Below are 22826 nucleotides of genomic sequence, written 5' to 3'. Positions count from 1 at the left end.
CGAACAAGACGAACGGCTCGTGAAACGTCGAGTCGATGTCGTATGGGCCGGCCCAGCCGCGGTGCACCAGGGGGTCGGCGCCCACGACGTGGTCGTACGCCAGGATATGGCTGAATCCGAGTTCCTGTACGCCCTCGCCGTATGCACGCACGACCGCCGGGTCGCCGCCAAGCTCGGTTTGCGGGAACACCACTCCGATGCGCACTCGCGGTGCAACCGAGCCGCCGGGGGATTGCTTCCCGCGCAATGGAAAAAGTTTGAGGGACGGTGCCGTCTTCGCGCCTCTCGGCAAGTGGTCGCTCGAAGCGACGGTTCTCAAAGTGGTACCCGGGGGAATGTACGACACCGCCGGGCATCACAACCACGACCGCCGCCCGAATATTTCACCGACGCCCGATGATGGACGCGTGACGACAAAAAAGATTGGACATGCGCTGCGGATCGGCCGCTTCGAGCGGACTTTCGAAGCCGAGCTGACCGCGCGGTACGAGATCCCCAAGCTTCCCGACGGTCCGGGGCGCGCCGACTTCTTCGCCGAACATGCGGCCGACGTTCGCATCGTGATCACATCGGGCACGGCCGGTGTCGACGGCGACACCATCGCCGCGCTGCCCAACCTCGAGGTGATCGTCAACAACGGCGCCGGCGTGGACCTGATCGATCTGCCCGCGGCGCGGCGCCGCGGCATCGGCGTCAGCAACACGCCCGACGTCCTTTCGGACACGGTGGCCGACACCGCGCTGGGCCTGATCCTGATGACCCTGCGCCGTTTCGGCGCCGCCGACCGCTACGTGCGGGCGGGCCGCTGGCTGCGCGACGGCCCGTTCCCATACGCCCGGGACCTCAGCGGCCTGCAGGTTGGCATCCTGGGTCTGGGTCGCATCGGTTCGGCGATCGCGACCAGGCTGCTCGGATTCGACTGTGCCGTCGCGTATCACAACCGCCACCGCATCGACGGATCGCCGTACCGCTACGCCCCGTCGCCGGGGGAGCTGGCCGAGTCGGTCGACGTCCTCGTCGTGGCCACGACGGGCGATCCGCACACGCGCCACCTGGTCGACCGCTCCGTCCTCGAGGCCCTGGGCCCCGAGGGTTATCTCGTCAACATCGCCCGCGGCAGCGTCGTCGACCAGGACGCGCTGGTGGAGTTGCTGGTCGGCGGCGGCCTCGCCGGGGCCGGGCTGGATGTCTTCGTCGACGAACCCCATGTGCCGCCCGAGTTGTTCGAGCTCGACAACGTGGTCCTGTTTCCGCACATCGGCAGTGCCACCGCCCGGACCCGCAGGGCAATGGCGATGCTCGCCATCCGGAACCTGGAGAGCTACCTGGGCACCGGTGAGCTGGTGACGCCGGTGCTGCGACCGCGGAGGTGACGGCCGCGGCGGGCGCTGTCAGATCCCTCACACCGGATGGTCCATCCGGCAAATAACGGGTATCAGGCCATCCACCATGAGTGATACCACCCAGCGTCAGCTCGGGCAGACCGACAGCCCGATCGAGGACGAGCTCGAGGACGCGTTCAGCAGGATGCTGAGCGAGGGCACCCAGCGCCTGCACCGCACCTGGCGCGGCGTGCTGGTGACCGGCTTCTTCGGTGGTACCGAGGTGGGGATCGGGGTGCTTGCCTACCTGTCGGTGCTGGACGCCACCCACCGCCCGCTGCTGGCCGGGCTGGCGTTCTCGATCGGCTTCCTGGCCCTGCTGCTCGGCCGCAGCGAGCTGTTCACCGAGGGCTTCATCATTCCCGTCGTGACGGTGGCCGCCAAGCGCGCCAGCCTGCCGCAGCTGGCCAAGCTGTGGGGCGGCACCATGTTCGCCAACCTGGTCGGCGGCTGGGTGATCATGTGGCTGATCATGACCGGCTTCCCGGAGCTGCACGCGCAGACCATCGAGTCCGGCACCCACTTCGCCACCGCGCCACTATCCGCCCAGAGCATGGTGCTGGCGATCCTCGGCGGCATGGTCATCACGCTGATGACCCGGATGCAACACGGCACCGACTCGGTGCCCGCCAAGATCGCCGCAGCGGTGGCCGCCGCGTTCCTGCTCGCCGGGCTGAGGTTGTTCCACTCCATCCTGGATTCGCTGCTGATCTTCGGCGCGCTGGTCACCGGGGCTGCCCCGTTCGGCTATCTGACGTGGCTGGGGTGGTTCGGCTACACCGTGGTCGGCAACATGATCGGCGGGCTACTGTTCGTGACCCTGCTGCGGCTTCTGCGCAGCAAGGACCGGCTCGAAGAGGAACGCGCGGACGCCGAAGGCCGGTGACAGCCGTCAAAGCAGTTGCGGCATAACCTCACTCGCCAACAACTCCAGATGGGCGAGGTCGGTCAAGTCCAGCAGCTGGGTGTAGACACGTCGCACGCCGATCTGCTTCCAGGCGCCCAATTTGTCGACGATCTCCGCGGGGGAGCCGACCAGCGGGCTGTTGGACCGCATTTCGTCGAGGTCGCGACCGATCGCCGCGGCGCGCCGGGTCAGTTCGCGGTTGTTGCGGCCGGCGCAGAGCACGAATGCGCTCGAGTAGACCATCGAGTCACCGGGCCTGCCGGCCGCGGCGACGGCTTGCGCCACCCGCTCGTACTGCTTCTCGGCCACGCCGATCGGCGCGAACGGAACGTTGAACTCGGCCGCGTACTTCGCGGCCAGCCGCGGGGTGCGGTTGGCGCCCAGGCCGCCGACGACGATGGGCGGGTGTGGGGTCTGCGTCGGCTCGGGCAGCGCCGGTGAGCCGCTGATGGTGTAGTACGCGCCGGCGTAGTCGAAGGTTTCGCCGGGCCCCGTGGTCCACAGGCCCGTGATGATGGCCAGCTGTTCGTCGAGCCGGTCGAACCGCTCCCGCAGCGGTGGGAACGGGATGCCGTACGCCTGGTGCTCCTTTTCGAACCAGCCGCTGCCCAGCCCGAATTCGACGCGTCCGCCACTCATGTCGTCCACTTGGGCCACCGCGATCGCCAGCGGGCCGGGGTAGCGGAATGTTGCGGAAGTCACCAGGGTGCCCAGCCGGATGGTCGACGTCTCCCGCGCGATCGCGCCCAGCGTCACCCACGAGTCGGTGGGGCCAGGCAGTCCGTCGCCGCTCATCGCCAGGTAGTGATCGGACCGGAAGAACGCACCGAACCCCAGCTGCTCGGCGGTCTGGGCGACGGCCACCTGGTCGGCGTAGCGGGCGCCCTGCTGCGGCTCGATGAATGCACGAAAGTCCATAGGATCCCTCTGTATCTCGTTGTACGGCAACTCGATTCCGAACCTGTACCCGGCTGTGGCCAAAGCGAGACGGCCGGCGGGTTAGCAGGCCGGCCGCAACTGGGTATGCCTTCTGCATGACTTCACCGCTGCCACCAATCGTTGTCACGCCCGCGCGATTGACCTGCGCCGGCGCCGCCGACGCGGTGACCGCGGCGGAATTGCGCCGCACCCTGCGGCGGTGGCTGCAGGAGGTGACCGAGGCTCCGGCGGAGGTTCACGACGACATCATTCTGGGCGTCAACGAGGCGCTGGCCAACTGTGTGGAGCACGCATACCGTGACCACCGCCCGACGGGAACGATGAAACTGCAGGCAAGCCACGACCGCGCCGCCCAGTCGATCAGCATCTGCGTCAGCGATCGCGGATCCTGGCTCCCGCCCTCGCCGCAACGCCTCAGCGACCCGCGGCGGTCCCGCGGAATCGCGCTGATGCACGCGCTCGCGGATCACTGCACCATCAACGCCCGCCCCACCGGCACGACGGTCTGCCTGGACTACACCACCAGGCCGTAGCCGCCGCTCACACGCCGACGGCGCGCTCCAGGTCCTTCAGCGACGTCTCCAGGTGGCCCAGCAGCCGCTGGAGGTGCGGGACGCTGCGGCGGCAGCCCACGAGACCGAAGTCGAGGTTGTCGGCGTTGTTGGTCACGGTGATGTTGACCGCCTGGCCGTCGAGCGGGATGGACAGCGGGTAGTTGCCGTCCAGCCGGGCGCCCCGCCAGTACTGCGGCTCCGACGGACCGGCCGAGACGTTGGAGATGACGATGTTGAACGGCGGTGACCCCGCCGACAGGTAGCCGGGGATCAGCCCGAAGAACAGGCCGCCGATGTTGAAGGCCGACAGGGCGAGCTGCTGAACCGGGGGCAGCTGCTGGAAGATTTCTTTGGTGTCGCGGATCGACGTGCTGACGATTTCTAGGCGTCGCGCCGGGTCGTCCAGATCCGTCGCCAGGTTGCACAGGAACGTCCCGACCAGGTTGCCTCCGCGGTCGTCGTCGGCCTTGCGGAGGTTGACCGGCACCATCGCGGTCAGCGGGGCGTCGGGCAGCGCGCTCTGCTCCTGCAGGTACGCACGCAGGGCGCCGGAGCACATGGCGAGCACGACGTCGTTGACGGTAACCCCGGCCGCCGATTTAACCGCTTTGATCCGGTCCAGCGACCAGGACTGCGCGGCCACCCGCCGGGCGCCGCCGATCCGGACGTTGAACATGCTGCGCGGCGCCTGGAAGGGCAGCGTCAGCTGTTGTTCGAGCAGGGCGGCCCGGGCCAGCTTCAGCGACGACGGCGCCAAGGCGAGCGCCGACCCCGCGGTCCGGCCCGCCCGCTCCAGCAGGGACTGCCGTTTCTGCCCGCCGCCGCGCTTGCGCGGCCCGAGGCTCCACGGCACGCGCACCGCGTCATCCTCGGGATCGGGGGTGAAGGCGCGCTGCACCAGCCGCATCGCGGACACCCCGTCCATGAGCGAGTGGTGGTACTTCGTGTACACGGCGTAGCGGCCGTCCTGCAGCCCCTCGACGAGGTGGGCCTCCCACATCGGGCGGTGCCGGTCGAGCAGGCTGCCGTGCAGCCGGGAAACCAGCTCGAGCAGGTCACGGACCCGGCCCGGTTCGGGCAGGGCCGAGCGGCGCAGGTGGTAGTCGAGCTCGACGTCCTTGTCGAACGACCACGCGAGGTTGGTCAGTCCGCCGAAGAAGGCCGGGTGCTTGCGGAACGTCGGCTGCACGTCCGTGCACTCGAGCATGGCCTGATAGGACTCGCGCACGAAGTGGGGCCCGGCGTCCTCGGGCGGCTCGAAGAGTTGCAGCGACCCCACGTGCATGGGGTGCTCGCGTGACTCACCGATGAGGAACAGCGCATCCGTCGGAGATATCGGTTCCATGCTTTTGACCCCGTTCCTTTCGCTGCGCCGGGCGCGCGGCACACCCATCTCCTAGTAGCCGCAGCGAGCGTTTGCTAATCGTCTTCGAGCTGCGAATCGGCGCCGTTCGCTGAAGCGCTTGCGCCCGCGACCGTTTGGGTACATGCATGCGAACACTGGCGCTCGAGGAGTCATGATGTCGGCGGGTTTGGGGTGTCCGAAACGGATGGTGTTCGGGCCGTGCGGCGGGGTGCGGCCCGACGGCCAGTGCGAGATGCGCCCCGGTCCGTGCGCGTTCGACGAGGTGGTGGCGTGGTCGGGGCCGCAGTCCACGCCGCGTCTCGCGCACGCGCCGCTGGTGCTCACCGACTTCAGCAGCACCCCGTTCGACCGTGACGACATCGCCGCGACGGCCGCCGCGCTGGCGCAGGGATGCGACGCCGTCCTGGTGGGCGAGCACCAGAACAAGCCCGACTTCCCGCCCACGCTGATGGGGTCTTTGCTCCTCGACGCCGGGGTGACGCCTTGGATCACGCTGTCATGCCGTGACCGCAACCGCGTGGTGCTCGAGCAGGAGTTGCGGGGCCTGCTCGGCATCGGTGTCGAAACGGTGCTGTGCGTGACCGGTGACGGGCGCGGCTACGACGTGCGCCCGGACGTCACGCAGACCTTCGACCTCGACGGCCCCCGGCTTGTTTCGTTGGCCGCCTCCACCGGAGTTGTCGCTGCGGTGCCCGAGACGCCCACCGCCCCGCCGGCGCACGCCCGCCCCGCCCGGTTGGTGGAGAAGCAACGGGCCGGCGCCAGCCTGGCAGTCCTGAACCACGTGCCCTCCGCCGGGCAGGTCGCCGACTTCATGGCCGAGGCGCGGGCGGCTGGTCTGACCATTCCGGTGATCGCGGCGGTGGCCGTGTTCACCGACAGCGCCTCCGCGGCGGTCCTGCAAGGCTTGCCCGGCCTGGAACTCGATCAGGATGTGACGGAGCGGGTGTTGGGCGCGCCGGACCCGGTGGCCGAGGGGATCGAGGCGGCGGTGGCCGAGGCCCGGGCGCTGCTGTCGATCGAAGGCGTCGAGGGCGTCAACGTGTCGGGCCTCGCGTCCGCGTCTGGCCCACGCGCCGGCGCGGAGATCAAGGGCGAGGTGGGTCGTCGGATCAGGGCGGAGGCGCGTCGATGACGGAAGCGATGGAGGCGGAGTTCGACACCGTCGCCGAATGGACGGCCGAGGTGGCCGAAGAGCTGGGCCCGGACTACCACGTGCCGGCCGGCTGTCGCGGCAGCGGCAGTCCGCCCGCCCTGGACTGGCTCATCGACCGCATGGGCCTGACGGCCGGTGACACATTGCTGGACTCCGGCGCAGGCGTCGGCGGGCCCGCCGCGTATGCCGCGCGCTCGCGTCCGGTGCGTCCGGTGCTCGTCGAACCGGAGACCGGTGCCTGCCGCGCGGCGAAGAAGTTGTTCGGATTCCCGGTGGTGTGCGCGGCGGGCGCCGCCCTGCCGGTGACTGACTCGAGCTTCGACGCCGCCTGGTCCCTGGGCGTGTTGTGCACGACGCCGGATCAGCTCGGGCTGCTCGACGAGTTGCGCCGCGTCGTGCGGCCCGGCGGGCCCATCGGGCTGCTGGTTTTCGTCGCGCACTCTGACGCGGCGAACGACACGACCGACGGCAACCACTTCCCGTCGCCCGCTCGCCTGCGTGAGCTGGTGACGCGCGCCGGCCTGCGCGTCGAGCACTCGCTGGGCACGTCGGACCTCCCGGCGATCGCCGACACGTGGAACGAGCGCATCGACGCCGTGGAAAACGCGCTGAGGGACCGCCACGGGCACACGGAGGCCTGGCAGCTGGCCGAACGGCAGAGCTCGAAGATCGGGCGGCTGCTCGGGGACGGGGCGCTGACGGGCGAGCTGTTGGTGCTGCGGCACGCGTGAGAGACCGCCTGGGCCCGGTTACCGCGCCCCTCGGAAGGCGGCGGTGATTTCGGCGACCCTCGGGTCGGCGCGCAGTTCCTCCAGCGTCTCCGGCAGGGGCAACCGCCAGTTCGGGTATTCGTCGATGGTGCCCGGCAGGTTGGGCTGCCGGGGTTCGGCCAGCACGTCGTAGGGCGAGATCAGTTTCAGCCGGCTCGGGGTCGCGGCGAGCAATCGGTGCATCGCGGTGATGATTGCCGGCTCGTCCGCGTCGGAGCCCGAAAGCAGCCCTTCGGACCGCAGCAGTTCCACCCACTCGGCTCGTTCCTTGTCGGCCACCGACTGCTCGCCCGGCACGTCGTCAAGCAGCCCGAGGTCCGCGCGGGCCCGCACGTGTTCACCGCGCAGGAAACCCGCCGCCGTGGGGAGGTCGTGGGTGGACAGGCTGGCGGCCGCCCGCGACGGCCACTGCGCAGGCGGCAGCAGCGGCTCGCCCGGAGCCGACTCGTCACGGGTGAACCACGACACCGCGCAGCCCAGCATCTCGTTGTCGGCCAGCGCCCGGGTCACCTCGGGTTCGACGGTGCCCAGATCCTCGCCGACGATGGCGGCTCCCGCGCGATGCGCCTCCAGCGCCAGGACCGCGAGCATCACGTCGGCGTCGTAGTGCACGTAGGTGCCGCGCTCCGGACCGTCCCCCGGCGGGATCCACCAGAGCCGCCACAACCCTGCGACATGGTCGATCCGCAGCCCGTCGGCATGGGCGAGCACTGCGCGCAGCATGTCCCGCAGCGCGGCGTAGCCGGTGGCGGCGAGGCGGTCCGGCCGCCACGGCGGAAGCCCCCAATCCTGCCCACGCGGCGTGAAGTTGTCCGGCGGCGCGCCGATGCTCACCCCGGTGGCGAGCACGTCGGCCAGCGCCCACGCGTCGGCGCCGTTCGCGTCCACCCCGACCGGTAGGTCGTGCAGCACGCCGAGCGCCATGCCCGCGTCGCGTGCGGCGTCGCGCACGGTCGTCAGCTGCTCGTCGCAGCGTTGCTGCACCCACGCGTGGAAGGCCAGCCGGGGTGCCAGCTCCCGCCGGGCCGCCGCCACGCCGGGCCCGGCGACGTCATGCAGCGGTGCGGGCCAGCGGGTCCACCGGCCGCCGTGCCGCTCGGCCAGCGCGCAATACGTGGCCCAGTCGCGCAGACCGGTGCCGGCGGCCGACTGGTCCAGCGGGTTGGGCCGGCCGTCGGCGCGCCACAACAGTTCCAGCGCCGACCGCTTGGCCGCCCACACCAGGTCGTAGTCGACCCGCTCGGTGGTGGGCGAGACCCGCAACGCGTCGACCTCCGCGCGGGTTTCCGGGTCGGCATGGCGGTAGGCGTCGAGATCCTCGATGCGCAGCGCCAGCGGGTTGGCGAATCGTCGGCTGGACGGGGTGTAGGGCGATGGCTGCACCGGGTGCGTCGGGCCGGGCGCGTGCAGCGGGTTGAGCAGCACCACGCCGGCCCCATGCTCGGCGGCGGTCCAATTCAGGAACTCGCGCAGGTCGCCCAGGTCGCCGATGCCCCAGGATCGCGCGGATCGCAACGCATACAGCTGCAACATCCAGCCCCAGGTGGCCGGCGTGGGAGGCACGCGTGGCGGGGCGGCCACCAGGGTGGCCTCCTGACCGTCGCGCAGCTCGATCCGATACCAGCCCGGGCTGAGGTCACCGGGCAGCTCGTCGCGCACTTCGGTCCGGACGCCGTCCTCGCTCACCAGGACGGCGGCGCCGGGCACGGCCCGGGGGCGCCCATCCAGCCGCACGGCGATTGTGGGTGGCAGCGCGCCGGCGCGGTCGCGCTCGGCGAGCCGGGCCAGCTCGCGTCGCCGCGCGGCTTCGCTCGAGGCGTCGACATCGAGGAGGTCGAGCACCCGGATCACGACGTCGGCGTCGACGTCCACCGGCTCTCGCCGCTCGTTTCGATAGGAGGTGGCCACCCCGTGAGCCGCGGCCACCCGCCGCAGGTCATCGGGAACCGGCTTGGGCTTCGCCATCAAGCCGCCGGCCCGGGTGCGGCGCCGGCGGCGGCGATGGGACGACGGAGGGGTAGCAGCACAACCTCTATATACCCAAGCGGTGGGTTCTCACACGGGCGGCCGAAACTCGTTCGCCGGCATGCGTTTTCGGCTAGTGCCCGGTCGCCTGAAAGATGACCCGCCGGGCGATCTGCACGGCGTGGTCGGCGAAGCGCTCGTAGAAGCGGCCCAACAGCGTGACATCCACCGCGGCGGCGACACCGTGCGTCCAGCACGGGTCCATCAGAGCCGTCAGCAATTGGTGGTGCAGTTCGTCCATCGCATCATCGTCGCGGCGGATCTGGGCCGCCCGGCGAGGATCCTGGGCCAGCAATACTTCTCGCGCGCCGACGGCCAGCTGCTCGGCGGCATCACCCATTTCGGCGATGTGGTGGCGCACATCGTCGGGCACGGCAATGCGGGGATGGCGCATGCGGGCGATGTCGGCCACGTGTACCGCGAGCCCGCCCATCCGTTGCGCGTCCGCGGCGATCCGGATGGCACTGACCACCGCCCGCAGGTCGGTCGCCACCGGGGCCTGCAAGGCCAGCAACGCGAATGCGGTCTCCTCGACGCCGGTGTTGACGGCGACGATGTCCGCCTGGCCGGCGATGACGCGTTCCGCCAGCACCAGGTCGGCCTTCAGCAGCGCCTCGGTAGCCAGCCCGATGGCTCCGCCGGCCATCGCGCACATCGCGGCGAGCTGTTCGCTGAGGGTTCCCAATCGATGGTGAAAAGCGCTCCTCACCCCTTAGAGATAGGCCGGGAAACGCAAAATAAACGTCGTTGGCCGCTCGGTGGGAGTGGCCGCGTGGAGGGTTCGCCCGCAACGCGTTTCGCGGCCTTCGGCTACCGGACGCCCTCGGCCAGCTCGCGCGCCTCCTGCTCGGTTTCCACGGCGGGCCCGGATCCCGGCAGCGGCTTCCCGGCGACCTCGGGCGTGAACAGCAGCGTGACCGCGCCCACCAGGCCGCCGAAGATCAGCATGTAGGCGGGCGCCATGACGTTGCCGGTGCCCGAGACCAACGCCTGGGCGATCAGCGGCGTAGTGCCGCCGACGGCGGATATGGAGATGTTGTACGAGATCGCCAGCGCCCCGTAGCGGACGTTCGTGGGGAACAGCGCCGGCAGCATGGCCGGCGCGGTGCTGTCGAAGCACAGTTCCATCAACCCGATCAGCAGCACACCCATGAAGATCACCGGGTAGATCCCGCCGAAGCGGATGAGCAGGAACGCGGGGATCGAACCGACGACCAGCAGTGCGCAGCCGGTCCACATGATCGGCTTGACGCCGATGCGGTCGGACAGGCTGGCGACCAGCACCACCGTGACCATCAGGATCGCCAACGTCACCACGATCATCACCAGCCCGGCGGTGTGGCCGGCGCGCACGAACAGCTTGAGGTAGGTCGGCAGGTAACCGGTCAGCATGAAATCGGCGACCTGGGAGGTGAGCACCAGGGCGGCGCAGATCAGCAGCCCCCGCCACTGGTCCACAACCGTGCGCCGGAATTGCTGCCGGCGCCCGCCCGACTGCTGCGCGCCCTCCGTCGCGCTCTGATAGGCGGACGACTCCTTGAGCCGAAGCCGCAGAATCAGGGCGAACAGACCGAAGGGCGCGCCCAGTAACAGCGGGATCCGCCAGCCGTAGGTCAGCATGGCTTCGTCCGGCAGCCAGGTTTGTAAGGCCGTGACGAGCATCCCGGCCAGCACGAACCCGACCAGGTTGCCCATCGGCAAGAATCCGACCATCCTGCCGCGTTTGTGGTCCGGCGCCTGCTCGACCAGGTAGGTCATCGCGCCGACGAACTCACCGCCGGTCGACAGCCCCTGGAAGATCCGCGCGATGACGAGCAGGATCGGCGCCCAGATGCCGATGGCGCTGTAGCCGGGCAGCAGGCCGGTCACGGTCGTGCTGATCGTCATCATCAGAATCGTGATGACCAGCACCCGATGCCGTCCGATGCGGTCGCCGAGGGGCCCGAAGATGAAGCCACCGAGAGGCCGCACCACGAACGCGGCGGCCAGCGTGCCGAAGGTCGCGATCAGGTGGACGCCGCTGACGCTCTTACCGGGGTAGAACACCTGGGCGAGGGTGGTGGCGATGTAGCCGTAGACCCCGAAGTCGTACCACTCCATGAAGTTGCCGATGGCGGTGCCCATGATGGTCTGGCGCATGGCCGGGTCGGCGACCCGGATCTCGTTGCGTGCCCATTTCCGGCGGCGGCGTCGCGCATTCATCGACGGATTGCGTACCCAGAAGTCCCGAGGGCCGAACAAGTTGCGCTCCCATCCGGCTCGTCGTCTTCATCGGCCGGTGGCCGATCGTAGCGACCGGGCCAGCCCGAGAAGAACTCATTGACCTTTCAGGCTGCCGATGCGAAGCGAATAATCCCGGGGCTTCGACCGGTCCTCCGACCGGGTGGCCGCCTCGATATCGTCGACGTAGCGCTGCGGGTCCCGGTCGACGATCGGCAAACCCTCGGTGGTGGGGTGTTCGGCCATGAAGTCGCTGTATTGCCGGCCCAGCGCTTCCCGCAGGCCGATGGGAGCCCTGCGACGGAAGTCCGACAGCCCCTCTCGCTCCTCTTCGCCCATGTGGTCGTCGTTGGCCTCGCGCGTGCGGCCGACCGCCGCCCACCATTCGTCGGTGCCCACCTCTGCGGCGTTGGCGTCGCGCACCCCGTCGCGGATGTCGTTGTGATCACCGATGGCGTCGAGCGTCTCACCCTCGGCGTCGTCGCCGACCCGCGTCAGAAGTTGCGGGTAGAAGATCTTCTCCTCGATGTAGGCGTGCACGTCCAGCTTGTCGGCGAGGGGCCGCCACACCCGGGCAAGGGCGGTTTCGTCGACCGGCGTCTGAGCCTGCAGGTAGTCCAGCCTGGCGAACTGTTCGCGGAACCACTCGTGGTCGGCGAGGATCAACATGGTGATGTCAGCCATCGCGACGCCCCACCTCCCTCCCGCTACGGTTCGCGCCATGGTGTCCCATCGCGGCGCAGCCAGTCAACCGGCCGGGCAACGTCGAGAAGGGCCTCGTCGACCGTGCGGATACACTGGGTCGTCAGCATGTCGATCGACCGCGATCGCGTGCGAGAAAAAATCCACCACAGTCAGAGGTTGTTTGTGCCCGAGAACCGCAGCGAGCCCGTGAGCCTAGAGCCGCATTTCGACGACGTTCAGGCGCACTACGACCTGTCCGACGACTTCTTCGCGCTGTTCCTGGACCCCACGCGGACCTACAGCTGCGCCTATTTCCAGCGCGACGACATGACCCTCGAAGAAGCTCAGCTCGCCAAGGTCGACCTGTCGCTGGGCAAGCTCGGGCTGCAACCGGGCCAGACCCTGCTCGACATCGGCTGCGGCTGGGGCACCACCATCATCCGGGCCCTCGAGCAGTACGACGTCAACGTCGTCGGCCTCACCCTGAGCCGCAACCAGCAGGCGCACGTGCAGCAGCGCCTCGACGAGCACCCCAGCGCCCGGAGCAAGCGGGTGTTGCTACAGGGCTGGGAGCAGTTCGACGAGAAGGTGGACCGCATCGTTTCCATCGGCGCCTTCGAGCACTTCGGGCGCGACCGCTATCCCGACTTCTTCAAGATGGCCTACGAGGCGTTGCCCGCCGACGGCGTGATGATGCTGCACACCATCATCCAGCCCAGCCGCGAGGAATTCGAAGAGCGTGGGCTGCCCATCACCATGACGAAACTGCGGTTCATGAAATTCATCATGGACGAGATCTTCCCGGGCGGAGACCTGCCCGCGGCCAAGACGGTCGAAGAGCACGCGACCCGCGCCGGCTTCGGTCTCAAGCTCTACCAGCCGCTGCGCCTGCATTACGCGCGCACCCTCGACACCTGGGCGGCCGCCCTCGAGTCGCGCCGCGAAGAGGCCATCGCGATTCAGTCCCAAGAGGTCTACGACCGGTACATGAAGTACCTGACCGGTTGCGCCGACCTGTTCCGCGAGGGCTACACCGACGTCGCGCAGTTCACCCTCGTCAAGGGCTGAGGAACCGGGCCCCGATTCGGGCGCACCATAGCTGAACCCCGGGCCGGTTTATCCGTGCACCGCCCGGGGTAAAACCACGAGCAACAACCTGCATCGGTACGCGTCGGCCTTCGTCGGCGCGAAACCGCAGGGAAGGATTGATCGTGAGTGCCAAGCATCGGATGAGCGCGACCGCGCAGCAAAGACCGCCGGCGGATCGAACGCCGCGCCGGCGGTCGGGCATCGCGGCGGTGTGCGACGTGCTTTCCGCCTCGATGTTCTGCGCGGCGGCGTGTGCGGCCCTGGTGCTCAACGCTCCGCACGGCGAGAAGCGAATGATCGAGGCGAGCCAGGAGCCGCCGTCCGCCGCTTCGCGCCCGGTGCGGCAGGAGGGCACCGTGGTCGCGGTGTCGGCGGGCTCGGTCACCGCCAGAAGCGCCGACGGCTACACGCAGACCTATCTCGTGACGCCCAACACCACGCTCATCGGTCGCGGTGGCCAACCGGCAGCTGCCGCTTCACATTTCACGGTCAATGACCACGTGGTCATCGTCGGAACCATCCAGGACGGCACCGCCATGGCCACCGCGGTGGCCGACCACGGCGCGGGACACGGGGACGGACCGCCGATGGACTACCTTGACGGGCAGGTCATTCCGGCCGGGCGCAGCTGATCCACCCCGCGCCGACATCCCCGGCTTTGGTCAACGACCTTGCGGCGCAGCGCCTCTGTCGTTCAGTCCGCGCCGCCGCTTCTCGCCTTCTCCCGGCGCCGTCCCGGGCCTACTCTGTATGCCATCCAGCCAGAGGAGGCGCCGTGAGCGAGCACGAAGTCAAAATGATCATCTTGTCGACTGACGACCTGGACGAGTCGATCCGGTTCTACAGCGAGACGCTGGGCATGGCGCTGAAGTTCCGCGATGGGGCGCACTTCGCCGCCCTCGACGGCGGCCCCGTCACGCTGGCGCTGGCGACCGCCGTGGACCACCCGATACCGGGTCAGGTCGTCGTCGGCATCAAGACCGCCGACGTCGACGCCGCGGCGAAGGCGGTGGAGGCCAGCGGCGGCGGCATCGTCAAAGGGCCGTACGACGACGCGCATGAACGCCGTGCCGTGGTCTATGACAACAAGGGCAACGGCCTGGTGTTCTACATGCCGCTGGGCCGCTGACCGGCGTTACTTGCCGTTGCGCTCGCGGTGCTTGCACCCGGGCCAACAGCAGGGCCTGCGCTTGCCCTCTTCCAGCTCCTCCTGTGTCCGGCGAATGCGGCGCTGCCGGGTGGCTTCCTGCTTGGCGTCCTCGACCCAGCAGATGAATTCGTTGCGGGCCAAGGGCGTGATGTCGTTCCACGCGGCGAGCGCGGTGGCATTGCCGATCAGCGACTCGCGCAGGTCGGCCGGAAGCTTGTGCACCACTCCGCCGGGTATCCGCTCACTGCTCATGGGGCCACAGTAGCTGTCCGCGCAGTAGACGATCGGCTGTGGTCGCGCGCCGTGGCTAAGAAGTCAAATGCGCGCTGTCGTCGTGCAATTCGTCGCGGCGCAATCCCATCGGCGTGCGGGCGGGCACATCACCGCCGGCGACCACCGTGCGGGTGACCGGCGTGAGCGCCCGGAACAGCGTCTCCACCTCGTCGTCGTCGAGCGCGTCGAGCGCGGACAGGGAAAGCGCATCGGTGGACCGTTCGATGTGGTCCTTCAGTTCCCGGCCGGCCGCGGTCAGCGAGCCCTCATCGTCGAGCAGCCCCCGTTCGGCCAGCCGTTGCTCGTGTTGTCGCCACGCGGCCTCGTCGTAGTCGCGGGTGCGCGCGATGTACTCGCGCGGGACACCGCCGGCCGCGGCGTGCAACACGTTGGACTCCCGGCCCGAGACGCCCGCGGCGGCCAGCACCGCCACATGTCCGTCGCCCCGGTGCTCGCGCAGCAGCGTCGTCGCGTGCCAGAGCGCGGCCAGCGGATCGTCCGGCCACGGCAACGCCAGGTTGGCGGCGAACAACGGTCGTGCATCCAGCGGGGCCCGCCTGGCCGCCTTGCCCGCCAATTCCGCTGCGGCACGGATGTTTTCGCCGTCGCCCAGCCCGTAGCGGCGCAACGCCGCGACGGCCGATTCCTGCCGGGCCCGCAACGCCGCGTCCGGCCCGGCGACCTCCCAGGCCGCCGGCAGCGCCTTGGCGATCCGTTCGGGGGCGAAGTTGTAGAAGATCGCGGTGACCACCTGCCGGGGCACCGGGCCCAGCGGCGCCGAGCGCGCGGCGAAGTAGCCCATCCAGAATCCGCGGTAGCCCAGCCCGTCCAGCGCCGCCCGCGCCTCCGGCGCGAAATACGTCACCGCATGCACCGGTTCGAAGCGGTCGAAGAAGCGCCGCGCCAGCAGGGGTTTCCGTTGCATGATGGCAGTTAACCACCCCCATGGTTGCCGGTGCTCAAAGCCTCAGCAGCCGCTCGGCATTGAGGTGGGCGATCTTCTCCCGGTCGCCCCGGTTGATCGGCATCCTGTCGAGGAACTGGCGGCACGCCTTGATGTTGCCGTAGGGATAGTCGGCGGTGAAGACCACGCGGTCGATGCCGATCACATTGACCATCGCCAGATAGGCGTTGAAGGACAGGCTCCAACTGGGATCCGCGGCGCCGGGCTCCTGACTGAAGAAATCGCCGGCGAGGATGCCGCCGTAGAAGTTCTCCCGCAGGTACTCCTTGACGGTGCGTTTGAGACCCGTCGCCTCGACCGGAAACGAGTAGTCGGTCCGCCAGCCCATCCAGCTGAGCGCCTCGAAGTGGTGACCCACGATGATCTGTAGCTGCGGGAACCGGTCGAACACCCCACCCAGGATCAGCCGGAGGCAGTGCACCCCGGTGTCGATATGCCAGCCGACCCCGGCCGCCGCCAACCGCGCCGACACCTTCGGGTCAAAGCCGCCGTAATAGGTGTCGATGATCGACTGCGGCGGGATGGTCGGGTGCAAAAAGATTGGCACGCCCAGGGTTTCGGCGGATTCGAAGACCGGCCAGAAGAACGTGTCGTCCAGGTAGCGCCCGTTGACGTGTCCGTTGATCAGTGCGCCCACGAAGCCGTGATCGCGGACGGTGCGCTCGAGCTCGGCGGCCGCCGCCGAGGGGTCGCGCATCGGGAGGGTGGCGAAGCCGCGGAACCGGTCGGGATGCCGCCCGACCGCGGCGACCACCGCGTCGTTCGCCCGCCGGGCCAGCTCGATCGCCGAATCGGGGTCCAGAGTCTCGGGTCCCGGGACGGAGTGCGAAAGGATCTGCATGTCGATGCCCGCGGCGTCCATCGCGGCGATACGCCCCTCGCCCACGTCGGTGATCCCCGGCGGCCATTCGCCTTCCGTTCCGGGAGAACCGTAGCCCGCGTGCCTCAGCATTTCGGTCGCCGAGTCGGCCCCTTGATTGCGGTGTTCTTCGGCTATGGCCGGAAACCTGTAGTGCTCCTCGATACCGATGACCTTCATCCGTCTCCTCCCGTACATGCACACCCACGAGCGCGGGGCGCCGGGCGTTCACCGGAGTACCCGGGACGCGCCGGGACCGGCCCCGCATAGTCTCGAACCCGTGACCATCCCGTATGACGAGGCTCTGCGCGAGCGGATCAGCGGCAATCTCGCGCGCCACGACCGCCGCGAGGTGACCGACCCAACCAAACGGCACGCGGCGGTCGCCGTGGTGTTGGTGGACTCCACCCTCGGCGAGGACCGGGTGGATCCGGCGCCGGTGGACGAATGGAACGGTGACCGCCCGATGCCGGAGCCCGGCCTCGACGGCCGGATGGTCGGCGTCTCGGGCGGCGCGGCGTTCTTGTTGTGCCGGAGGGCATCTCGACTCACCTCACACGCCGCGCAATGGGCGCTGCCCGGTGGCAGGCTCGACCCGGGCGAGACCGCCGTCGACGCGGCCCTGCGGGAATTGCGCGAGGAGGTCGGCATCGCCCTGACCGGTTCGACCGTGTTGGGCCTCCTCGACGACTATCCGACGCGGTCCGGGTACGTCATCACCCCGGTCGTGATCTGGGGCGGCGGCCGCCTCGATCCCCGCCCGGCGCCCGACGAGGTGGTGGCGGTGTACCGGGTGGGGTTGCATCAATTGCAGCGCGACGACTCGCCGCGATTCATCACCATCCCGGAGAGCCCGCGCCCGGTCGTGCAGATTCCTCTGGGCAACGACCTGATTCACGCGCCGACCGGCGCCGTGCTGCTGCAGTTGAGGTGGCTGTGTCTGGAAGGCCGACCGGACGCGGTCGACGGGCTGGAGCAACCGGTCTTCGCCTGGAGGTAGCGATCGATGGCAGGCGCCGCGGTGTGAGCGGCGGCTGTCACGCGACGGACGCTCGGTGTTCGCCTTCCGGTCACCGGCGGGCGTATTGACTCTGCAAGCCTGGACCGACGCTCCGGGACTCAGGAGTCGCCATGATCCCAGAAAGGGCGGCCATGACAGAACATTTGCGCGCTTACAACAGCCTTTGGCAGGTGCGCAGCGACTCGTGGTGCCGGTTGGAAGAAGCCGCGGACCGGCTGACGCGGCCGACCACCACCGGCACGCTGAGGGACAAATGGGCGGGCGCCTGCCAGGAGTTGCTGACGCGCCTGAGCACGCTGGAGCCCTACTGGGCCTACCCCGGCGCGCCGCAGTTCGCGCGCATACAAAGGCTTTTCGCCGCCGGCAGCTACGACAAGTTCGCGCAGGCGGTCGCGCAGGTCAACCGGGCGCTGACCACCGAGTCCTACCGCTCAGGGGACGTGGACAACGCCGGCGCCGACGAACTCGACATGTTCCCGTCCGATCCGCGGCAACTCATCGAGCATCAGCCGGCGTCGCAGCGCGACCGTCCCTACTTCGAGGTGCTGGTCGTCGAGAAGATGACCGAGGACCAGGAACGCGCCCTGCGCAACGAGGTCCGCAAATGGCGGCGCCCCGACGACGAATTCGTCTACGAACTGGTGGTGGTCGCCAGCGGGGACGAGGCCCTCATCGCGGCGCGGCTCAACGTCAACCTGCAGGCGGTGGTGATCCGCCGGCGCTTCTCGCACCAATCGACGCGGGACCTGTCGGCGCTGTCGGAGTTCGTCGACACGGCCGTATCCGACGAGCTGAACGACCACCAGACTCCCGAGGAACGCGCGCAGATCCTGGCGACATCGCTGGCCGAACTGCGGCCGGAGCTCGACCTGTACCTGATGACCGAGATCGAGGTCGAAGACATCGCCGGTCGGCTGGGCCAGTACTTCCGCAGGGTGTTCCACGCGCGCGAGGGCATGCTCGAGCTGCACCTGTCGATCTTGCAGGGCGTCGCGGCGCGTTACCGCACACCGTTCTTCAGCGCGCTCAAGCAGTACAGCCACCGGCCCACCGGTGTCTTTCACGCGCTGCCGATTTCGCAGGGCAAATCGATCGTCAACTCCCACTGGATCAGGGACATGGTGGGGTTCTACGGCCTCGACGTGTTCATGGCCGAGACGTCGGCGACGTGCGGGGGCCTCGACTCACTGCTGGAACCGACCGGGCCGCTGCGAGAAGCGCAACAACTCGCCGCGCAGGCCTACGGATCGCGGCACACGTACTTCGTCACCAACGGGACCTCGACGGCCAACAAGATTGTCACGCAGGCGCTGGTGGCGCCCGGCGACATCGTGCTGCTGGACCGCAACTGCCATCAATCGCACCACTACGGGATGATGCTCGCCGGTGCGAACGTGGTGTATCTGGAGGCGTATCCGCTCAACGAGTATTCGATGTACGGGGCGGTCCCCCTGCGGGAGATCAAGTCAAAGCTGTTGGCGCTCAAAAGGGCCGGCAAGCTCGACCGCGTGAAGATGATGTCGCTGACGAACTGCACCTTCGACGGGATCGTCTACGACGTCGAGCGTGTCATGGAGGAGTGCCTGGCCATCAAACCCGACCTGGTATTCCTCTGGGACGAGGCCTGGTTCGCCTTCGCGCGGTTCCACCCGGTCTACCGGACGCGCACCGCGATGGCCGCGGCACGGACCATGCGCGCGCGGCTGCAGGACCCCGGCTATCGGCGTCGCTACGAGGAATATCTCTCGGCCGGTGGCAACGAAACACCCAGCGACGACGAGCTTTTGGACCGTCGCTTGCTGCCCGACCCCGCCCGGGCCCGGGTGCGGGTGTACGCCACGCAGTCGACGCACAAGACGTTGACCGCGCTGAGGCAGGGATCGATGATCCACGTTTTCGATCAGGATTTCGACCAGAAGGTCGCCGAGCCGTTCCACGAGGCATACATGGCCCACACGTCGACCTCCCCCAACTACCAGATTCTCGCGTCCCTGGACCTGGGGCGCCGGCAGGTCGCGCTGGAGGGAGTCGAGCTGGTGCAACGGCAGATCGAGAACGCGATGCAGTTGCGCGACGCGATCGACAACCATCCGTTGCTCAGCAAGTACATGCGCTGCCTGCGCACGTCGGATCTGATCCCGGAGCCGTTCCGGCCGTCGGCCATCGCCCAGCCGCTGCGCTCGGGCCTGCGCAACATGATGGCGGCGTGGGGCCAGGACGAGTTCGTGCTCGACCCGTCGCGGATCACGTTGTTCATCGGGCCCACCGGCTACGACGGCGACACCTTCAAACGCCAGCAGTTGATGGACCGCTACGGAATCCAGATCAACAAGACGTCGCGCAACAGCGTCCTGTTCATGACCAACATCGGCACCACGCGCAGTTCGGTCGCCTTCCTGGTGGAGGTTCTGGTCAACATCGCCACCGAACTCGACCAGAACATCTCCGAGATGAGCCTCGGCGAGCGAGAGCACTTCGACCGCGCGGTCTACCGGCTCACCGAAATGTCCTTGCCACTGCCCGATTTCAGCGGATTCCACCCCGCCTTCCTGGATCACAGCGGCGCCGAGCCGACGCCCGAGGGGGACGTCCGCCGCGGGTTCTACCTCTCCTACGACGACACCAACTGTGAGTACCTCACCGGCGACCAGATCGATGAACGGCTCGACGCGGGCATTGACGTCGTGTCGGCGACGTACGTGACGCCCTACCCGCCGGGCTTTCCGGTCCTGGTGCCCGGGCAGCTGTTCAGTCGCGGCATCCTGCAGTTCATGCGCGACCTCGACACGCCCGAAATCCACGGCTACTTACCAAATTTCGGCTACCGCGTGTACACCGGTAAAGCCATCGAAATGGCCGGCCGGCCGGCCGGCCTGCCGTCCAACGGCCACCGCGCCGTCGGCGCCCCAGACGGGGCGAAGCAGACGCCGAAGAAGCCGGGCAAGCGTGCCCGGCTCAGCGGCGAGGGGAGCGTTCCCGAGGTCGGTCAGGATGAGCTGCTCGGCCAGCAGCAGCCCGGCGACGCGGTGAGCTCGGGTTCTGCTTAGGCCGCGCGGCCATGCGGTGGTCGATGACGTCCAGCGCGCGCTCGGCCCACCGAACGTTCTCTTCCTCGAACGCGATCCCACGCAGCAGCGTCAAATAGGGGCCGATCCGCTCGGCATGGGCCAAAAACTCCCCCTCGGCGTGTCCGTCGAGTATGCGCGCCCGCAAGCGTTCGTAGCGTTGCAGTTTGGCCGTCGCCCACTGCAGGCGCTCGACGATGAACTCCCGCACGGCGCGTGCGTCCCCGGCGTCCGCGGCCTGGACCTTGATGAGCAGTTCGTCGCGAATCGCCGAGGGCTTGGGGGCCCTCGCGGTGAACTCCCGGATCGCGTCGTGGCCGGCCTCGGTCAGCGAGAACAGCCGCTTGTTTGGCCGGCGCTCCTGCTGCACGACGCGCGCCCGGATGAGGCCCTGCTCGGCAAGGCGGTCGAGTTCGCGGTACAGCTGCTGAGGGGTGGCCATCCAGAAATTCGCCACCGAGGCGTCGAAGTCCTTGGCGAGGTCGTATCCGGACGACTCACCCTCGAGGAGGGCCGCCAGGACAGCGTCACGCAGCGACATCGAAGAAGAGTACAACGATACGAGTAATCAACAAAGTGATTAATCGCACTATGGACACGGGCCGACGGACCGCATAGCGTCAACGGCACTTCCCAACCAATCCAAGCCGAGGTGTCTGTCGGATGCATCCCTTCCGCAAAGCCGTCGAGGACCGCGACGAGAGCGGCATCCATGCGCTGCTGGCCGACGACGTCGTGTTCACCAGCCCGGTCGCGTTCAAGCCCTATGTCGGCAAGCCGATCACCGCGGCCATCCTGAGCGGCGTGTTGCGCATCTTCGAGGACTTCCGTTACATCCGGGAGATCCACGACGACGACGGCCGAGACCACGCCCTCGTGTTCGAGACTGGAATCGCCGGGGCGCCCGGGGTCAAGATCACCGGCTGCGACTTCCTGCACTTCAACGACGACGGCCTGATCGACGACTTCATGGTGATGGTGCGGCCGCTCTCAGGCGCGAAGGCGTTGTCCGAGGCGATGGGCGCCCAGTTCGAGCGGATCCAGCAGGAGGCGCTCCAACTGGCCGACACGTTCACCACCGCGTAGGGGCGAGCGACCATGCGAATCGGATTGGGCATCAACTATGCGGGCGGCTTCAAGGACGTGGCCGCCGAAGTGGCCGACCTCGAGCGTGCCGGACTCGACATCGTCTTTGTCCCCGAGGCCTATTCGTTCGACGCGGTGAGCGCGCTCGGTTACCTGGCCGCCAGCACCGAACGGGTCGGCCTGGCCTCGGGGATCCTGCAGCTCTACACCCGAACGCCCACGCTCACCGCGATGACCGCCGCCGGGCTCGACTACGTCTCCGATGGCCGGTTCACCCTTGGGCTGGGGGCTTCCGGTCCGCAGGTCATCGAGGGCTTTCACGGGGTGCCCTACGACGCGCCGATCGGCCGGACCCGCGAAGTGATCGACATCTGCAGGCAGGTCTGGCGACGCGAACCCGTCAAGCACCAGGGCAAGTACTACACGATCCCGCTTCCCACCGGGCAGGGCACCGGGCTCGGAAAGCCGCTCAAGCTGATCAACAAGCCGGTGCGAGAACGCATTCCGATATTGGTCGCGGCGCTTGGCCCCAAGAATGTCGAGCTCGCGGCCGAGATCGCCGAGGGCTGGCAGCCGATCTTTTACCTGCCCGAAAAGGCGCAGGAGGTGTGGGGCGAGGCGCTGGCCGCCGGCCGCGCCAAGCGGGACGCCGAGCTGGGTGAGTTGGACATCTACGCCGGCCCGGTCCTCGCCATCGGTGAAAACGTGGGATCACTAAGGGAATTCGTCAAACCCCATCTCGCCCTCTACATCGGCGGCATGGGCGCCAAGGGCAAGAACTTCTACCATGCCCTGGCGACGAAGTACGGCTACGGCCCGCAGGCGGACCGGATCCAAGAGCTCTACCTGGCCGGCGACAAGGACGGCGCCGCCAAGGTCGTGCCCGACGAGTTGGTCCGGGACGTGAACCTGATCGGCAGTCGCGAGTTCGTCAAGGATCGACTGGCCGCGTTCCGCGAAGCGGGGGTCACCACGCTCAACGTGGCGCCCATCGCGTCCACCCCGGGCGAGCGGGTCAAGCTGATCGAGATGCTGCGCGAATTGCTCTGAGCGCGGGCGATTTCAGGCCTGTCGGTGGGCGTCGCGCCGCAATCGCACCGCCCGACTCGCGGCGGCCAGCAACGCCAGCGCGGCCATCACCGCGAGAACGGTCGCCGACACCGCCGACCCGACCGTCGCCAAAATGAGCGGCAGCCCGAAACCGATGTAGGTCACCACGTAAAACGCGCCGACCAGCGCGCCGCGCAAGCGTTTCGGCGCCGCGGCCTCCAGATCGATCAACCCCTCACGCAAGCACAGGCCGGAGGCGCATCCCA

At 68.5% G+C, this 22826-nt stretch carries 22 protein-coding genes and 2 pseudogenes; 12 read left to right on the top strand and 12 right to left on the bottom strand.

Annotated elements, in window-relative coordinates:
• A pseudogene (locus A9X03_RS11915) lies at positions 1-205 on the bottom strand (LLM class F420-dependent oxidoreductase); the annotation flags it as partial.
• A 130-nt stretch (positions 206-335) separates the two neighbouring features.
• Here A9X03_RS11915 and A9X03_RS11910 point away from each other — a divergent pair.
• Entirely contained in the window at positions 336-1373 is a 1038-nt protein-coding gene (locus tag A9X03_RS11910; protein WP_197508507.1) for a 2-hydroxyacid dehydrogenase, read from the top strand.
• A gap of 76 nt (positions 1374-1449) precedes the next feature.
• Complete coding sequence (locus tag A9X03_RS11905; RefSeq protein ID WP_067753568.1) at positions 1450-2268, top strand: formate/nitrite transporter family protein; 819 nt, start codon at positions 1450-1452, stop codon at positions 2266-2268.
• A gap of 6 nt (positions 2269-2274) precedes the next feature.
• On the opposite strand, the gene A9X03_RS11900 is transcribed toward A9X03_RS11905, so the two are convergent.
• On the bottom strand, positions 2275-3207 hold the full coding sequence (locus A9X03_RS11900; RefSeq protein WP_067753571.1) for an LLM class F420-dependent oxidoreductase: 933 nt from the start codon (positions 3205-3207) through the stop codon (positions 2275-2277).
• 116 nt (positions 3208-3323) lie between these two features.
• Here A9X03_RS11900 and A9X03_RS11895 point away from each other — a divergent pair, with 116 nt between their 5' ends.
• Positions 3324-3761 carry an ATP-binding protein gene (locus tag A9X03_RS11895; protein WP_067778997.1) on the top strand — a complete coding sequence of 146 codons (438 nt, stop codon included), beginning with the start codon at positions 3324-3326 and terminating at the stop codon, positions 3759-3761.
• A 7-nt stretch (positions 3762-3768) separates the two neighbouring features.
• On the opposite strand, the gene A9X03_RS11890 is transcribed toward A9X03_RS11895, so the two are convergent.
• Complete coding sequence (locus A9X03_RS11890; RefSeq protein WP_068261159.1) at positions 3769-5127, bottom strand: wax ester/triacylglycerol synthase family O-acyltransferase; 1359 nt, start codon at positions 5125-5127, stop codon at positions 3769-3771.
• Positions 5128-5299: 172 nt separating this feature from the next.
• On the opposite strand from A9X03_RS11890, the gene A9X03_RS11885 reads away from it, so the two are divergent.
• On the top strand, positions 5300-6283 hold the full coding sequence (locus A9X03_RS11885; protein ID WP_067753577.1) for a methylenetetrahydrofolate reductase C-terminal domain-containing protein: 984 nt from the start codon (positions 5300-5302) through the stop codon (positions 6281-6283).
• Positions 6280-7035: a class I SAM-dependent methyltransferase gene (locus A9X03_RS11880; RefSeq protein WP_067753580.1), complete on the top strand. Its 756-nt coding sequence runs from the start codon at positions 6280-6282 to the stop codon at positions 7033-7035. The genes A9X03_RS11885 and A9X03_RS11880 overlap by 4 nt, the downstream gene beginning before the upstream one ends.
• An 18-nt stretch (positions 7036-7053) precedes the next feature.
• Here the strand turns inward: A9X03_RS11880 and malQ are convergent, their stop codons facing one another.
• The 4 genes from malQ to A9X03_RS11860 form a co-directional block, all read right to left on the bottom strand.
• Positions 7054-9039, bottom strand: coding sequence for a 4-alpha-glucanotransferase (malQ, locus tag A9X03_RS11875; RefSeq protein WP_068261157.1), 1986 nt, complete (start codon positions 9037-9039; stop codon positions 7054-7056).
• A gap of 133 nt (positions 9040-9172) precedes the next feature.
• The gene (gene phoU / locus A9X03_RS11870) at positions 9173-9808 is read right to left on the bottom strand and encodes a phosphate signaling complex protein PhoU (RefSeq protein ID WP_067753586.1); all 636 of its coding nucleotides are present in this window, start codon (positions 9806-9808) and stop codon (positions 9173-9175) included.
• Positions 9809-9909: 101 nt separating this feature from the next.
• A complete protein-coding gene (locus tag A9X03_RS11865) occupies positions 9910-11238 on the bottom strand; it encodes an MFS transporter (protein ID WP_067753629.1) in 1329 nt (442 codons plus the stop codon).
• A gap of 177 nt (positions 11239-11415) precedes the next feature.
• Positions 11416-12003, bottom strand: a complete 588-nt coding sequence (locus tag A9X03_RS11860) for a hemerythrin domain-containing protein (RefSeq protein WP_067779006.1) — start codon at positions 12001-12003, stop codon at positions 11416-11418.
• Between the two features lie 183 nt (positions 12004-12186).
• Here A9X03_RS11860 and A9X03_RS11855 point away from each other — a divergent pair, with 183 nt between their 5' ends.
• The 3 genes from A9X03_RS11855 (at position 12187) to A9X03_RS11845 (ending at position 14221) form a co-directional block, all read left to right on the top strand.
• Positions 12187-13071, top strand: a complete 885-nt coding sequence (locus tag A9X03_RS11855; RefSeq protein ID WP_067753632.1) for a cyclopropane mycolic acid synthase family methyltransferase — start codon at positions 12187-12189, stop codon at positions 13069-13071.
• Positions 13072-13214: 143 nt separating this feature from the next.
• On the top strand, positions 13215-13724 hold the full coding sequence (locus A9X03_RS11850; protein WP_082970851.1) for a hypothetical protein: 510 nt from the start codon (positions 13215-13217) through the stop codon (positions 13722-13724).
• Between the two features lie 143 nt (positions 13725-13867).
• Entirely contained in the window at positions 13868-14221 is a 354-nt protein-coding gene (locus A9X03_RS11845) for a VOC family protein (RefSeq protein ID WP_067753595.1), read from the top strand.
• A gap of 6 nt (positions 14222-14227) precedes the next feature.
• On the opposite strand, the gene A9X03_RS11840 is transcribed toward A9X03_RS11845, so the two are convergent.
• The 3 genes from A9X03_RS11840 to A9X03_RS11830 are packed head-to-tail and all read right to left on the bottom strand — an operon-like array spanning position 14228 to position 16518.
• The gene (locus tag A9X03_RS11840) at positions 14228-14494 is read right to left on the bottom strand and encodes a YdeI/OmpD-associated family protein (RefSeq protein ID WP_067753598.1); all 267 of its coding nucleotides are present in this window, start codon (positions 14492-14494) and stop codon (positions 14228-14230) included.
• Between the two features lie 55 nt (positions 14495-14549).
• Positions 14550-15440: a hypothetical protein gene (locus A9X03_RS11835; RefSeq protein WP_068261154.1), complete on the bottom strand. Its 891-nt coding sequence runs from the start codon at positions 15438-15440 to the stop codon at positions 14550-14552.
• A gap of 34 nt (positions 15441-15474) precedes the next feature.
• Complete coding sequence (locus A9X03_RS11830; protein WP_067779015.1) at positions 15475-16518, bottom strand: amidohydrolase family protein; 1044 nt, start codon at positions 16516-16518, stop codon at positions 15475-15477.
• Between the two features lie 100 nt (positions 16519-16618).
• Here A9X03_RS11830 and A9X03_RS11825 point away from each other — a divergent pair, with 100 nt between their 5' ends.
• Both A9X03_RS11825 and A9X03_RS11820 read left to right on the top strand, forming a co-directional pair.
• Complete coding sequence (locus A9X03_RS11825; RefSeq protein ID WP_067779018.1) at positions 16619-17338, top strand: CoA pyrophosphatase; 720 nt, start codon at positions 16619-16621, stop codon at positions 17336-17338.
• A 152-nt stretch (positions 17339-17490) separates the two neighbouring features.
• Positions 17491-20406, top strand: a complete 2916-nt coding sequence (locus A9X03_RS11820; RefSeq protein WP_067753610.1) for an ornithine decarboxylase — start codon at positions 17491-17493, stop codon at positions 20404-20406.
• On the opposite strand, the gene A9X03_RS11815 is transcribed toward A9X03_RS11820, so the two are convergent.
• The gene (locus A9X03_RS11815) at positions 20315-20965 is read right to left on the bottom strand and encodes a PadR family transcriptional regulator (RefSeq protein WP_068261151.1); all 651 of its coding nucleotides are present in this window, start codon (positions 20963-20965) and stop codon (positions 20315-20317) included. The genes A9X03_RS11820 and A9X03_RS11815 overlap by 92 nt on opposite strands.
• Positions 20966-21087: 122 nt before the next feature.
• Here A9X03_RS11815 and A9X03_RS11810 point away from each other — a divergent pair, with 122 nt between their 5' ends.
• Positions 21088-21510 carry a nuclear transport factor 2 family protein gene (locus A9X03_RS11810; protein ID WP_067753617.1) on the top strand — a complete coding sequence of 141 codons (423 nt, stop codon included), beginning with the start codon at positions 21088-21090 and terminating at the stop codon, positions 21508-21510.
• 12 nt (positions 21511-21522) lie between these two features.
• Positions 21523-22560, top strand: coding sequence for an LLM class F420-dependent oxidoreductase (locus tag A9X03_RS11805; protein WP_068261148.1), 1038 nt, complete (start codon positions 21523-21525; stop codon positions 22558-22560).
• 12 nt (positions 22561-22572) lie between these two features.
• Here the strand turns inward: A9X03_RS11805 and A9X03_RS11800 are convergent.
• Positions 22573-22826, bottom strand: a pseudogene (locus tag A9X03_RS11800) (MFS transporter); the annotation flags it as partial.

Origin of the sequence: Mycobacterium sp. E1715, from assembly GCF_001667625.1 — a bacterium.
In the GTDB taxonomy this organism is placed as follows: Bacteria; Actinomycetota; Actinomycetes; order Mycobacteriales; family Mycobacteriaceae; genus Mycobacterium.
This window is presented reverse-complemented; position numbering and strand designations above follow the sequence as displayed.